At 36.0% G+C, this 15,161-nt stretch carries 9 protein-coding genes; all 9 read right to left on the reverse strand.

Going from position 1 to position 15,161, the window contains the following annotated elements:
- Positions 1-42: 42 nt before the first annotated feature.
- Positions 43-714 carry a hypothetical protein gene (locus OK18_RS04400; RefSeq protein WP_053327227.1) on the reverse strand — a complete coding sequence of 224 codons (672 nt, stop codon included), beginning with the start codon at positions 712-714 and terminating at the stop codon, positions 43-45.
- A 1-nt stretch (position 715) separates the two neighbouring features.
- Positions 716-7,633, reverse strand: a complete 6,918-nt coding sequence (locus tag OK18_RS04405) for an RHS repeat-associated core domain-containing protein (RefSeq protein ID WP_082129136.1) — start codon at positions 7,631-7,633, stop codon at positions 716-718.
- Between the two features lie 100 nt (positions 7,634-7,733).
- Positions 7,734-8,219, reverse strand: coding sequence for a hypothetical protein (locus OK18_RS04410; RefSeq protein WP_053327229.1), 486 nt, complete (start codon positions 8,217-8,219; stop codon positions 7,734-7,736).
- Positions 8,220-8,225: 6 nt separating this feature from the next.
- Positions 8,226-9,212 (reverse strand): hypothetical protein, encoded by a 987-nt coding sequence (locus OK18_RS04415; protein WP_053327230.1) that lies wholly within the window; start codon positions 9,210-9,212, stop codon positions 8,226-8,228.
- An 89-nt stretch (positions 9,213-9,301) separates the two neighbouring features.
- Positions 9,302-10,174, reverse strand: coding sequence for a hypothetical protein (locus tag OK18_RS21650; RefSeq protein ID WP_053327231.1), 873 nt, complete (start codon positions 10,172-10,174; stop codon positions 9,302-9,304).
- A 249-nt stretch (positions 10,175-10,423) separates the two neighbouring features.
- Positions 10,424-11,383 carry a hypothetical protein gene (locus tag OK18_RS04425; RefSeq protein ID WP_228377694.1) on the reverse strand — a complete coding sequence of 320 codons (960 nt, stop codon included), beginning with the start codon at positions 11,381-11,383 and terminating at the stop codon, positions 10,424-10,426.
- Positions 11,384-11,558: 175 nt separating this feature from the next.
- Complete coding sequence (locus OK18_RS04430; RefSeq protein ID WP_053327232.1) at positions 11,559-12,191, reverse strand: HdeD family acid-resistance protein; 633 nt, start codon at positions 12,189-12,191, stop codon at positions 11,559-11,561.
- A gap of 262 nt (positions 12,192-12,453) precedes the next feature.
- On the reverse strand, positions 12,454-13,872 hold the full coding sequence (locus OK18_RS04435) for an amino acid permease (RefSeq protein WP_053327233.1): 1,419 nt from the start codon (positions 13,870-13,872) through the stop codon (positions 12,454-12,456).
- Between the two features lie 240 nt (positions 13,873-14,112).
- The gene (locus OK18_RS04440; RefSeq protein WP_156173222.1) at positions 14,113-15,042 is read right to left on the reverse strand and encodes a hypothetical protein; all 930 of its coding nucleotides are present in this window, start codon (positions 15,040-15,042) and stop codon (positions 14,113-14,115) included.
- Positions 15,043-15,161 lie beyond the last annotated feature (119 nt).

The raw sequence follows: 15,161 nt of genomic DNA on the forward strand, positions 1-15,161 counted from the left end.
TTATTTAATTACATAAATTTTATCCATGATTAACATATTGATTTAATGTAAAAACATAGGAATAATAAATAAATATATGACAGCAAAAATGATAATACCAATTGTTGCACTATATATTCTATACTTCATTTGTTTATCAAAAATCTTATCCCATAAAAAACTTATCAATAAAAAATTAATAAGCATTTTAAAGGCTATTTTAAATGTTAATTCCGAGTATCTGTTTTTTGAATAACCACTCAGACTTTCAATAATAAAATTACTTATAAGATCTGAGACGTAAGTATTATACAATAAAATAGCTATAAAAGCGGCAATAAGATATCCGATGGTTAAAAAGATACTTTTTGGCTTTACCTGATTTACTTTGTTCAAATTAACAAAAAATAAAACTCCGCCAACTATCGGGTTAATAACAGTTGAAGCCAATATGATATCATTTTTAGAGAAAAGAATAGGATATTTTTCAGTTTCAGCACTATTCTCCAAAATATTCTGATCTACTTTAAAGTGATCATTTTCCTGACGCTCTTTGTAAGCGATCAGTTCTTCTATTCTTTTTATCTCTTCATCTGAAAACTGCACATTTCTTTCAGTTTTCAATATCTCATAAGCATACTTTACGGCTAGAGACACATACTTACTATCTTTATTTACGTATTGTAATAACCCGGATGTAGGTAATTTTCTTAATACTTCTTTTTTAACTTCCATTTTAAAATCCTCTATACATATTATAAACAGCTTGCCTCTGTATGTAACCACCAAAACGAGTCATAAAGTTATCAAAATATTTAATAGCTCTAAAATACGTTTGATCCATATAAAATCCGATTCCTACTCCAACAGCAAATCCAACCCAGCCTCCTACTGTAGCACCATATTTGGCAGTAGCAGCTGTTGCTGCCAAGCTACCAAAATGTGCTGTAATAAGACCTTTAGAAGTGGTTTTAACAAATCTGAATTTAAGTTCATTTTTAGTGATTCCGTTAAACTGAGACAATTTGTGATCATAAATAATGGTACCACCCATTTCTAAATAATCAAGGACACCTATTTTTAGATTTTTTCCGAGAGGCGTTTTTTCTACCCAGTTATCTAAAATTTTAGCTAATCCTGTTTCTTCAAGTATATCTTTTGTTAATGAAGTACCGGATTTAATTTGTTCTAACTGCTTTCTTTGAGCCGGAGTTAATTTGCTGATAATTTTATCATCATCGTCATCATCGCCAAAGCCAAATGGATTCTGATCATGCATGGTATGATTTAATCCTGCAACAATTCCACCAATTATAGCACCCTGCCAGAAGTTTCCGCCAGCAAGCTCCGATCCTATTCCACCGGAGATGGCTCCAAATAATATCTGACCAGCTGCTTTTTGTGCAAAATCTTTCGCTATAGCTCCAAATGCTGCTGCGCCTAAGCTTCCTAAGAAACCTGATGCTGCTGAAGCCAAGAAGTTTTCTCCCTGTACAGAGCTTAAGATCCCTTGTGCAATAGCGTGCGTTCCCGCCTGAATCATCACAAAACCAATTTGTCCAACAGTTTCTTTGATCATTTGCGCGGCCGCTGTAATACATCCGCCTGCGCCGGAGAATAAACTTCCTATCCCAAATGTAACAGCTCCGGAGACGGCACCTGTAAAGGTGGCTTTAAAGGCTCCTAGTAAGTTCCATTGATCAAAGTTACCTGTTACGGCAAGACTTAATGTATACGCTGCCAGCCCGACAGCTGCTCCAATGATAATAGCTTTTACAATAGCTGCCATAGAGATTGCAAATAGCGTCACAAGCTCTTCTCCTGTAGGATCATTAAACATTAAAGGATTGTTTAATACATATCCATATTTGTTATAGTTCTGTGTATTGGTCGGATCCTGAATATTTTCATCTGCATTTAAGAACCTTCTTAATAACGGATCATATAATCTTCCGTTCATATGAATAATTCCTATCTCTCCAAAATGTTCATGACTAGTGTAGCCTCTTTCTAATAATAAGGAAGCAGCGTTGATAACATTTTTATTAGTGATAATAGCTCCTGATCCTATTTGCAAATGAGTAAAGTTACCCCAAGCGTCGAAATGTCTCTGCTCCAGTTTATTTCCTACCTCATCACTGATGGCTAAGATACTCCCAAGATAATCCTTATGCAAGAATTTATACGAACCTGCGGTTTCATTGTAGTTTTTCAAATAAACAATGTTACTTTCATAAGGTGTTCCCCCAATATAAAGAACATGTTTCTCTTTACCGGTGGTGTTATCTTTTACCACTTCAAAGCTTCCGTCTTCACTGTAGAACTTCGTAAACTTCCCATCGCTGTCTGCATTGAAATTTCCTCCGAAGGTAACTCGTTGTCTCATTTTTGTAAGACCATACTGGAATGCTACATCTCCTTTTTCACCATCAATAAATACAGGATCATTGTTTTCATTGTAAATAACGGTTTGAATCAGGTCATTATTATAATTCTGAGTTCCTGCTGCATTTAATGTCATTCCCGTTGGCTGATAGATCTTGGCAGTATTTCCATATTTTATGGTACCTACCTGATCATTTTCCAGAATTCTTCCTTTAGCGTCATACACATTCCGGTTATTTGGCTTAGCCCCGGTTACGGGATCTGTCCAGCTTACCAGCCTGTTATTATCATCATAATCGAATGATTCTATAATGTTAAAGTCACCTGTGGTCCGTCTGCTTTTCAGCTCATTTTTAACGCCGTCAAAAGTATATCCTATATCAAGAATTCCGGATTTAACTTGTGAAGAATGATTCACTTTTGTTAAGAATCCATTGGTATCATAAGTGTTACTGATAGTGGCTGCCCCCAGTTTAGCACTAAGAATCTGCCCTTTTTCATTGGCATCTTTCAATTCCCATAAGATCTTTCCCGAATTTTTATCCTTAATCTGATACAATTCTCCGTTCCAGTCATTATAAACGTTTTCAACATTTACTTTAGTCAGGACTCCGGAAGAGTATAAGCTTTTTTCGTAAGAAACAATTCTGTCTTTTTCATCATAAGTAATTCCTTTCTGGATAAAATACTTATCATTACTGCTTTCTGATGTAGCCAAAAGTCTCCCTTGTGGGTCATATGTTGCTGTAGAACCATACGCTTTCCCTTTAGAAGTTCCATTTTTGGAAATTACTCTTCCTTTATTATCATAGGTATACGTAATTGTTTTATCGGTAGCCTGACCTCCATCCACGGTAGAGATTTCTTTTTGTGTAATAAGCTGTCCGAAGTTATTGTAAGTAAATTCTTTAGTTCCTTTAGGGCTGATTGTTTTCTTTGTCTGCCCAAATCCGTTGTATTCATATTTATATACTCCGTTTGAAGGATCATTAAGTTCTGACTTACGTCCCCAATTGTCATATTTTATAGTGACAATATTTTCAGCGTATTGTGCTTTTATTTGTTCTCCTACCGCATTGTATGAGAAGATAACAGTTCCACCTTTGTCTGTTGTAGAAACTACTTTTCCTAATGCGTCTATAGTTTTGGTAGTGGTTCTTCCATACCCATTAACTTCTTTTACGGAAGTAATATTTCCGGAGATATAAGACTCCATTTTTTTTCCTGTAAATGAAGTAATAAGCCCCTGGCCATCAATCTTGGCTAATCCTGTAGTGGTAACCTTTGTAGGATAAACAGTATCATCGTAGGTATTAACATTCCATTGAATATTAGCTGGCAATTCTCCTGATTCCTGATCAAAATAAGGTTCTGTTTCGCGGATCTTTCTTCCTAATTTATCATATACGGTATATACTGCAATGTATTTATTGGCCCCAAAAGCTTTTGTTACTTTCTTATATTCCTGCCCCAGTCTGTTGGTATATTTCTTTGAAATATTTCCATCAGCATCATATTGAATAATTGCAATATTGGAATTTGTATCTCTTGTATATTGGTAGGTGGTAGTGCCTCCGATATTGGTTTTAGATTTTAAGAGTTTCCCCCAATTATCATATGTGTTTTCAAGGGTATTTCCAAGAGGATCAGTTTGCAATGTAATTTGTCCCCAATTGTTATAATCAATATTGGTTTCTAATCCCAGGTTATCAGTTTTCTTGATAACGAATCTTCCTTTGGGATCATATGCTGACATTGTAGTCTGTGTGATCGCATCTACACTGTTACCAACAACCTTTTTGACCACATTACCAAAGCCATCATAATCATAGGTATTCAGGACATATTCGGAATTATCCCTGTTCCATGTTTTAGATGATTTTAATAGGTTTCCATTGTATGTATATTCAACTTTTGCTGACTTGATATCTCCATACGCCTGGATCTTATCTGTTTTAGATTTTGAACGACCAATGAAATAATCAGAGCCTGTACCTGATGGATTATGATCATACTCAAAATTCGAAGTTGTTATTCCATAATTATTATTGATGTTAGAAACAACCTGTGCTGGCAGATAATAATCGCCATAAGTAATCGTACTTGAATTGGTTACTCCTGTCAAAAATTCTTTAGTCAATGTAGTTTTAGGAACCCTTGCCGTGACAATTTTGGCTTTGTCTACCCCACTATTGCCTGTAATGACCTGTCCGTTCAACAACTCATCTTTCAGATAGCTTATCGATTTATAATTTAAAAGCTCGTTGTTGTTTTCAGAAATATTTGCCGGGAATATCTTATTATCATCGTTAGTTTTAATAGACCATTCTTTAAGGGTTACCCCTTCATTTAAAGGATCTATTTCTGCTCCAGACCATATTTTGGTATTTTCAAAACCATCTGCATACCAGGTGGAACGCGCTGCCTGTCTGTACCCGATAACTCCTTTGCCATGTAAGTTGATAATCAGATCCCTGTATTTAAAATCTTGTTTTCTACCTTCTTCTTTAAGTTGGGTAACAATAAAGTTCTGTGGCATATGCTCAACCTGTACGTATGGATATGTCTGAATGGTGGTAGGCTTATAGAACTGTGCTGTTGCGGTATCATTGGCATCCAATTCATTATATACGATTTCAGTTTTTATTCCTCCCTGGTTGATGGCATAAATTCTTTCTCTGCTTTTCAGATCATAGTAACTATAGCGGTACAAATGGTTCTCTGCTTTTACAAAAAAGATATTGTCTTCTTTATTGATACGAAGTGATACATTCATCGGGATCCAATGAGAACCAATCTCGGAGTACATTCCCCATAAATCTTCTTCATACTTGGTTTCAAATTTAATATTTCCATTAGCATCAACTCCTGTTGATTCCATAATTTTAAAGCCTCTTCTTGAGTCTATATCCTTACAACATTTGTGTGCTTTAAAGATCTGCGATTCAAAACGAACAAGATCACTTTTACCATCACCATTTAAATCTTTGGCAAAATGCCAGATAGCTGCTTGTCTACTATAAGTTTCATCAACGATCTTAGGATCTTTAGTATAATAGGAGAAATTATTAAAATCCTGTACCCTGAAGGTTGGTGCACTACTTCCGGCAGGAAGTGTTTTTCCCGGATTCATATATAGTTTCCAATTGGATGTTTCAGTACCCTGCGGAACCATAAAGTCCATTTTACCATCCCCATTGAAATCTCCAAAAACCATCCCTGCTTTTTCTCCGTCAAAACCAATATAATTGGTCTGCATCACATATTTATTCTCGTCATTTATTACAAAGAAATTACTATTGACCCAATTCTTTGTAACCTCTACCAGATTTTCTTTACCATCTCCATCAAAATCCATAGCTATACCTTCTTTCAAAAGATCTCGTGGCCCGGAGCCTACCAAATAGGCATCATTTACAGAAGTATTCGGATTGAGGATATAAAAATCAAATTGGCTAGAGGATTGTGGCTGAGTAGTACTCGGATCGGGAAACCCCATTTCACCGGTTACCGGATCTATTATAGGGCCTGTATAAGGGTATATTGTGGTCATATTCTCTACAGAAAACATTACTTCTGAAAGGCCATCTCCATTTACATCTAAATCCCTGAATTCCTTAACATAAGATCTTATCTCATAATAACCGTCCATTGGATTTTCTCTCGGCTGGACATATGTTTTGTCATACAAAGATGAAGGAACAATTTTAGTCTGGTTCAGAACATATTGTCCATTATCAAGCACATATTTATCAAATTTAATCTGATTGGTTTCTTTTTTATGAGTATACAGAGACTTTACAGGTCTCATTTTATTATTTGCTAATGTAGCATTAATAGCTAAAGCACCTGTCAGATTAAGATCAGAAACCCTTACCGGATTGGCTCCAAAGAAATTATTGTAGGTAATATAAGTACCGGCAACAGTGCCCTCTATATAATCACCTTCTCTATCACAATGGCCATAATCATCATAATCCAGACACTCATAATATCCGTCTCGTGCCGGTTGATAAAATAATAGGTCCAGGTTTCCGTCTCCGTCAAAATCAGAAATATTTTTATTATCTAAATTTAAATTATTGGAAATTTCTGCACCCCTAATTGTCGTATTATCGATCTTCCTGTCAAATTTAATAGGATTGGCAGATTCTCCGCTGGCATTGGTTTCTGTAATGGTATCTACAAACTGATAACTGGTGTTATTATTGGTATATGCTATTTTATACGTCTTAAAAACAGTCGCATTGGTTTTAACAACAATATCACTTAAAAGTTTATCCTGATTGTAATAATATCCCTGATGATACGAAAGTTCTCTTACAGTTCTATCAACACCGTAGTTAAATTGAATTTCATTAAAATGAGGCTTGTTTAATTTTTCATTACCACCCCATTTAACAGTTTTAATTTTGGTTACTTCTCCTGATGTTGAAGTCTGCGTAGGTACAGCAGTATTTCTTTCATATTCATAAGTAATATAATTACCCTGGGCATCCATCCATTTTACCAGATTATACTCCATAGTCGTTCTCGCTGCACTTACATGGGCGGGATCGTTAGATACTGTGTCACCATACCAAGCCTGGGAACCATCTTCAAAGGTCACATGGAAAAGCATTGGACCCTGAACCCCATTGCGGGTTCCCTGAGATTTTATTTTAAGATTTGAATATTTTTCAGTGACATATTCTGCTCCATCTTTTCCATATTCCCCTGACTTTAAAATCAATCTCTGGCCATTGAAGCTATAGTAGTCGGAATAATCCATTTTGATCTCTCTAGCTTCTTTGTCTTTATCAATATTTCTTCCCATTCTGGAAATAGAAGTTATTCCCATTAAGGTCCAGCCATATCCCGCCATTCCATTTCCGGAACCACTGGTGTATACAAGATTTAACTGAGGGGCAACTGTTTTCACTCCCGGTGGTAAGGCAATGGGTAAAGTAAATTGTAATTGCCCGCCCCCGTTTACTTCAATTTTTCCTTTGGTATCATGGAAACTTTGACCTGTAGGTGAAGATGTTCCACTAGGATTATTCGCTCCTGCATTTGAATTTGTTGGTCCTCCACCCGGATTTTCCGTGGCTGGACCTATTTTCGCCACAAACGGATTCGAAACATCCGATTTGACATGAAATCCCTGTGCCATGATCACCGTCTGCGGATCCTGTACCGTCCGCGAGGTAGATTCTGCCTGATACAGTATGGTCTGCGAAAAGCCCCATACCGAACACAAGGACAACATCAATGATGAAAAAAACTTCATTGTTTATTAGTTTTTAATAATTTAATAATTGAAATGGTTCTATAATCTTGAAAGAATATTTTAATCCTTCAATGCTTGATCTTTAGATTATTCCTGTTTTTTATCTTTTGGTCACATTTCTTCCAAAGACTCTTCCATCTTTTAAGGTAAAGCGAAGAATATAAACACCCCAGTCATACCCGGTCATATTAATTTTTATCTTACGCCCTAAATCCGGTGAGTTTTGTTGCTGGAATTTCCAGTGGACCGTACTATGCTGGTAAAGTGAAACAGATTCTATTAATCCGTCTACTTCTTCGGTCCAGTCGATGGTTAAGTAATCATTCACCGGAACAGGATAAAGTCTGATCTGTTTCCAGAATGTTTTTTCATCAATAGCAGGCGCTTGCAGGGTAACTGTGGCTACTTTGGCCTCTTCCCGGACTGTAACTTCTTTCAGGGCAATATCCTGGGTCTTTTTTCCCGCCACATCGGTTCCTCTGTATCGCTGGTTTCCGGCTTCATCATACTTGAAGTAAACTTCAGTTTGCGAATAGCCCAGAAAACCAATTAACAGAGAAAACACGGAAAGTATTTTTCTTTTCATGGTTGATTATTTTTGAGTTGATAAAAGTTTCTGAATGTGCTGCTCCAGCTGTTCAATCCTTTCTGATTGATGTTGTAAGACTTTACGATCTTCCTGAAGCTGTTTGTTTTGCTGAATTGAGTAGAGCGTTAACTCTTCAATTTTTTCAAGAAGTTTAGCGTTCATTTCAGCAACATTAATTCCATTTTTCAATACTTCATCAGCTGATGGAATATTAGGCAAATGGCCCTTTTCTGAAATATGTTTTTCTACTTCGTCCAACGATTTCAACTGGTAGTCTTTTTTGAAAACATAATCTGCCCAGACATTAGCTTTTACCTCAACTTCTTTAGCGTGGATTTTACCGTCAAACTTGGCAATTCCATTATTCAGGAATTTGATCCAGATCCCTCTTTTAGCATCCTGGAACCCTACAAAAGTTTTACCATCATCGTTATCATTAGGCTGTGCAATAATAATATTATGGGAGCTTCCAAGATTTCTTAAAACCGTATCACCAGGCATTCCACCATAGCAGCCATTACACCCCGACTTAGCAATCTGGAATGTTCCATATGAATTGGTGACTTCCATCATAACATCGTTAGTATCATACACCCTTAGCAGAGATGCAGAATTGGAACCAGGATCATTATATGCCCCTATTCTCACTTTTCCCTCACTTGATTGGGTTAATAGCCTGCTCCAGCTTCCCCATTGAGGGTCTGCCGACAATGCATTTCTGTAAAAAATACCTCCATCATTAAAGTTCAGCTGGTGGCGCTTATTTCCGGAATTATCAAACCAGGGAGCAATCGTTAACATCCCTGAATAACTACCTTTTCCGGGAACTCCTACCGCATCCCTGAGTTTAAACTCAGCCTTCACTTCATGATTGTAAGCAGAGGGTAAATCGTTGGTATTTCTGGTGTCATGAACGGTTAATCCAGGTGCATTCTGAGCATAGATTAAACCTGAGAATGCCATTGCGGCAATCAATAGTGTTTGTTTCATAGTTATTAAGTTTTAGGCAACAAAAATAGCCTTTACAATAGAAATTTTTTATGTTAAAGCTATAATTCGTAAATTTATATCTATATATTTTATTTTGTTATGGACAGGATGTGGTGCAGTTTTTTATTGATCTCTTCAGATTCGGATTTTAAAGTTTTATTTTCTTCCTGAAGCTGTTTAATCTGTTTATTTTGTTCAATTGAATAGAGAGTGAGTTCTTCTATTTTCTGCAACAGTTTAATTTGGAATTCGCCCACATTTACTCCTTCTTTTTCCATCATTTTTGCAGAAGCAATCTCGGGGAGGTGCTTTTTTTCTTTAATGTGCTTTTCAATATCTTCTAACCTGGGAAGATCATAATTTTCGTCAAAAACAAAATCAGCAGTAGGTGAAGAAGTTACTTTAATTTCTTTTGCTTCAAACTTTCCATTCAATAAGGCATTTCCGTTAGGTTTGATCGCCAGTTGTATTTTCTTATTGGTAATAAAGTTAATAGCTCCAAAACTGGCATTAAACTCATTATCATTTTCAATATTGAAATCTCCATAATCTCCATACCTGAATCCTGAAGATGTGTATCCTGAATTCAATTCCAGGTTAGCAGTATTATGATATCCAATACTGATCATATTACTTCCTCCTGTTGCACCGTAGGCTGAAAATCTGGCCATCACTACATTCTTATTATTACTATTCTCTTTAGCAACTTCGAATCTTGTCTGAGGCTCAATAGTTCCTATTCCTACATTTCCGTTATTCAGCAGCTGTAATATTGAACCTGTTGTCTGGAGCCTTATTCCTCCATACCATTTGATATCTAAACCATCTGAACCCGGTACCGGATAATGAGTCAGATAATAATTGGCAGGATCTGAATTTCCGTATAATTTGTTAAAAGCTATATCCTGGGAGAAAAGCATTCCAAACACAGTTAATCCAATAATGGATAAAGTTTTTTTCATATATCTTTTTTTGTACAAATTTAATCTTTTCCCAATTTTGACACTTTTTGGTGTGTTATTATTTTAATATAGCCTAATATATTTCTGCCTTACGACAAAACTTGACGTATTTTTTTATTATTACATAAAGTAATGGCAAAAAGTTTTACGGGAAATCTGGATCAGAAGAATAAAAAACATTCAATTCTTATTGATGTTCTTTATTAAATTGAAATAGTTATAAATTTTTATTTTCGATTCTCTTATGTACTATTTGTTCCCAGCACCTAAAAGTTGCTGTACCTTCTCTTTCAATTTTTTGATTTCTTCAACCTGTAAAATCAAATCTTTGTTCTCTTCCTGAAGTTGCTTCAGTTGTTCTGATTGAGATTTCAACTGTTTATTTTGTTCAATGGAATAAAGGGTAAGCTCTTCTATTTTCTGTAACAACTTAATCTGAAATTCTCCGACATTCACTCCTTCTTTTTCCATCACTTTTGCTGAGGCAATTTCAGGAAGATGCTTTTTCTCCTTGATGTGCTTTTCAATGTCTTCTAAGGTTGGAAGATTATAGTTTTCTTCGAATACAAAATCTGCTGTGGGTGATGAGGTTACTTTAATTTCTTTCGCCTCAAATTTACCATTAAGTAAAGCATTTCCATTTTCACCGTTAATCGTGAATGATTTCGTCCAATCCCAGTCTGTATTGCCCGCATTTTTTGGCGCAATATACAAAGACTTTCTACCATCATCCGGAGTATGAAAAATCCAGGAATTGCTTCCCCCACTAATAAAATCATTGAACTTAGCATTTCCGTTAACTTCCAGTTTCTCCTGAGGTGCACTTGTATGTATACCTATATTTCCATTATCTGCCAGGAATAAAGGAGCATCACAGATTCCTCCTGCACAACGATTGACAGCGTCATACCTCATAAATGACAGTCCCTTATTAAAGGTATTCCCTTTCCATATACTCCATTCCTTTACCTGCCCGGCCTGGGTATATGAATCATCAATAAACCTCAATCCGGTCGGGATATATCCTCCATTACCTCTAATAATCGGAATATTTTCATTAGCTTTAATATCAAGACTTCCTTCCGGGACATTAGTTCCGATACCTATATTATTATTTGAAGAGCTTTGAACATTACCTCCCGGTGTATACAATTGAGCAGAAGCTAAAGAAGAGGCCAATATGGCTAACGATAGTAATTTTGTTTTCATAATTAATTAGTTTTTTTTAGACCGCAAATTTAATACTTTATTCTCTTATATTAAGTCATATTAACATGATTTAATACTTTTAGCATTGAGCAGCTGACGTAACAAATTATTAATCCTGCTTCAGCAGTGCACAATAAAAAAAGGACTAAAAAGCCCTTTACATTATATAGATTCACTATTTCCTCAGATTATCAATCTCATCCTCTATGGATCTGATTTTGTCTCTTAATTCCTGATTTATCCTGCCTGGGATTTTTTTTACTTTTCTTAAATCAAGTGCCAGAAAAATAGAAGCTATTCCCAAAAAAATAAAGGAAACACCTGTTAATGTAACCAGGGAAATACCAGTAAATACCGGATTGAATATTAACAACAAAGAAAAAATAATTCCCCCGACACTGGCCAGTGCTGCATTTCCCCAGCTCATGACCCTCATACTTTTCAGGTCAAAGGCAAATCCCAATAGTTGAAAAGAACGGAACAATAAAGTAAAACCTACAACAAATGGAAGAATCGTCATAGAAATTTGGGGATAAGCAATCAGATAAATCCCTATTGCAGTTGTCAACAACCCGCTAACTAAGAACCAACCCCAACCCTGCAGCGATTTACTGTTTTGTAAAGAAAAAAATATTTCTGTAATTCCTGAGAATAAAAATGAAACACTGAAAAAAACAGATAGTGTCACATATGTCGCAAGAGGTACGCTAAATACATAGATTCCAAAAATTAAAAAAAGTATTCCAAATATCAATGGAATATACCAATGCTTAACGCTGTTTGTAAAAGTCTGAAATAAACTGGCCATAAGTGTGTGTTTTTTAGTTTTGCCTACTTTGTACAGTGGTGTTCGGCGTGTCCTTAAGAAATAACAACAGGAAAAAATTAAAATTTTCCCTTTTATTGGAAATAATTTTCATTACTAATGTACGAAAAATATCCAAATTTTGTTTCAGAATAGAGTAATAATTCTATTGATGATATCCGGATTTACTTTAAGAAAATAAAAAAGATGAAAACTAATAGCTAGCTTTCATCTTTCAGACATATAATGTACTGTTTATATAATATTATTCAGGTTTATAAAGCTTATACATAACAAATAAAAAGCCTATCCAGACCGGTATTAAAATAACCTGTATTTCCATTCCTGTAATGCTCATCAATCCTAGAATCAAGACTAAAAATACAATACAAATGTAATTGGAAACCGGATAAAATATCGATGGAAATTTCGATTGAACTCCGGATTTGCTGATCGATTTTTTAAATTTTAAATGAGTATAACATATCATCAGCCAGTTAATAATCAAAGTGGAAACCACAAGTGCCATCAGGTATTCAAATGCTTTTTCCGGCACTAATTTATTGATGATAATACAGATCCCTGCAAAGCATGAAGACACTATAATTGCATTAATAGGCACAGAGTTTTTATTTAATTTTTTTAAAAATTTCGGTGCGTTTCCTTGCTGGGCTAATCCGAAAAGCATCCTGCTATTGCTGTAAACACTACTATTATAAACAGATAAAGCAGCCGTTAAAACAATTAAGTTCAAAACATTGGCAATCAACGTATTGAATTGGATTATTTTTCCAAAAAGACTGAATTCCAGACCGTTTAGATTTTGAAAGACCATTACAAACGGGCTTGATCCTTCTGTAATGTCTCTCCATGGGCTTAATGAAAATAAGATTACCAAAGCCCCCACATAGAAAATCAAAATCCTGTAGATTACCTGATTGGTAGCCTGCGGAATTGTTTTTTCCGGATTTTTTGCTTCTGCAGCAGTTATTCCTATCAGTTCCAGCCCACCAAATGAAAACATGATCATGGCCATTGCTGCAAATAATCCGGAATAACCATGTTCTGTTTTATTAAACAGACCTTTCGGAAAAAATCCTCCATCATTCCATAAGTTTGTAATACTCGCCTTTTCTCCTCCCGTCCCACTGATCAGTAAGTACACCCCAAAGACAATCATCGCTATGATGGCAACTACTTTAATAATGGAAAACCAGAATTCGGTTTCACCATAAACTTTTACAGAGGCCAGATTCAGTGCATTGATCACTATAAAAAAGAATAAACTGGAAACCCAGAGAGGTATTTCCGGCCACCAGAAATGAATATAGTGACCAATGGCTGTAAGCTCAGCCATACTTACAAGAATATAGAGGATCCAGTAATTCCATCCGGAAGCAAATCCCGGGAAATTTCCCCAATATTTATAAGCAAAGTAACTAAAACTTCCCGATACCGGTTCCTGCACTACCATTTCTCCCAGTTGGCGCATGATAAAAAAGGCAATTATCCCGGCCAGGGCATACCCCAGAATAACAGAGGGGCCGGCTAATACTGCAGCAGGTCCGATTCCCAGAAATAATCCTGTTCCTATGGCACCCCCAAGGGCAATTAATTGTATATGTCTATTCGTTAATCCTCTAACTAAAGTTTCATTTTTTTCAGTTTTCTTCTCTTTGTCCATAGAATGAATTATTCGGTCGCTAAATATATAAAAACTTTTCAGAGAAATTCACATTCCATGGGGCAAATTGACATTTTGAAATGAATCAAACATAAAAAAACCTAGTAATCTGCTAAGGTTCTATTAATCATTATTTTTTTACCAAACAATTACACTAAAATTTTTCAAATTAAAGGTTTAATGAATAAAAATAAGCCTCAACAATTTGTCAAGGCTTGTGTTATTGAATCCGGCAACCAGCTAATTTGCTATTTTATAGCCATAAATAGAAGTTGCTGTCACCTGGTACTGAGCACCTAAGTTATTCAATTGGGCTGCCGAAGCCATACTTACCGTTTCTCCGGCATTCAGATGAACAACTGCGGAAACGATGCCTGATGCAAAAATTCCCGGATTGGTATGATAGTTTTGTACAAGCTGATTATTCGGAGTTGTAGCAAAATTCTTCACAAGATATAGTACACACCATGCAAAAGCTGGTTGTCCTGCAACCTCTGAATTATCAAACTGAGCAGAGCCATATACCATATAATAGCCTTCCGTAGGAGCAGTAAACCGCCCTGTGGAAAGATCCACTCCGTTTGCTGTATTAATAGACATGCCCTGAGGATATTTGATTTCCGTTTTTACCCATGCACTTCCGGTTGTAGCGATACAATTCTGTTTAACGGCATTCTGCTGTGCTGAAGAGAAAAGGTAAGTTTGTGAAACGGAAGGCATACTGTTTGAACTTGAAAACAATACCAGCTCCCATGTTGTCCCGGAAAGCGTTCCTTTACTTACCAGAAATGCGTAATATCCGGAAGGAATATCTATAGAAGAAACACCGGGACCGTTCTGATTATCTATAAGCTCTCCTCCTGAGGCAGCTATGGTAAGGATACCGGGGCCTGTATTTTTAAAGTGATATGTACGCCCTGCAAAATTACCTGCACCACTTACCGCTGCCGGTAAAGTTAAAGTTCCTATCCCGGTTCCATTATAAGCCATATAATAATCATCAGCCCCTACCGTTCCGCTTGCGGTCACTGTTTTGTACGTTGCCGCAAATGAACCATTCACCGTCAGGGTGCTGGCAGGACTTGGTGTATTAATACCTACATTACCGGTCTGGGCGTTTATACCATATACCCCTGCCAATAAAGCAACAAAAAATAAACTTTTTCTCATAATCAAAAATGTATTTAGAATCTTAAGGAATCTGTAATCATCGATATACCATTCATTTAATTCAACGGTTATTTTCACAGTGCCAACTTACAGCAAAAAAAAATTTTTAAGTTCTGAAT

It is taken from the genome of Chryseobacterium gallinarum, from assembly GCF_001021975.1.
Classification (GTDB): Bacteria; Bacteroidota; Bacteroidia; order Flavobacteriales; family Weeksellaceae; genus Chryseobacterium; species Chryseobacterium gallinarum.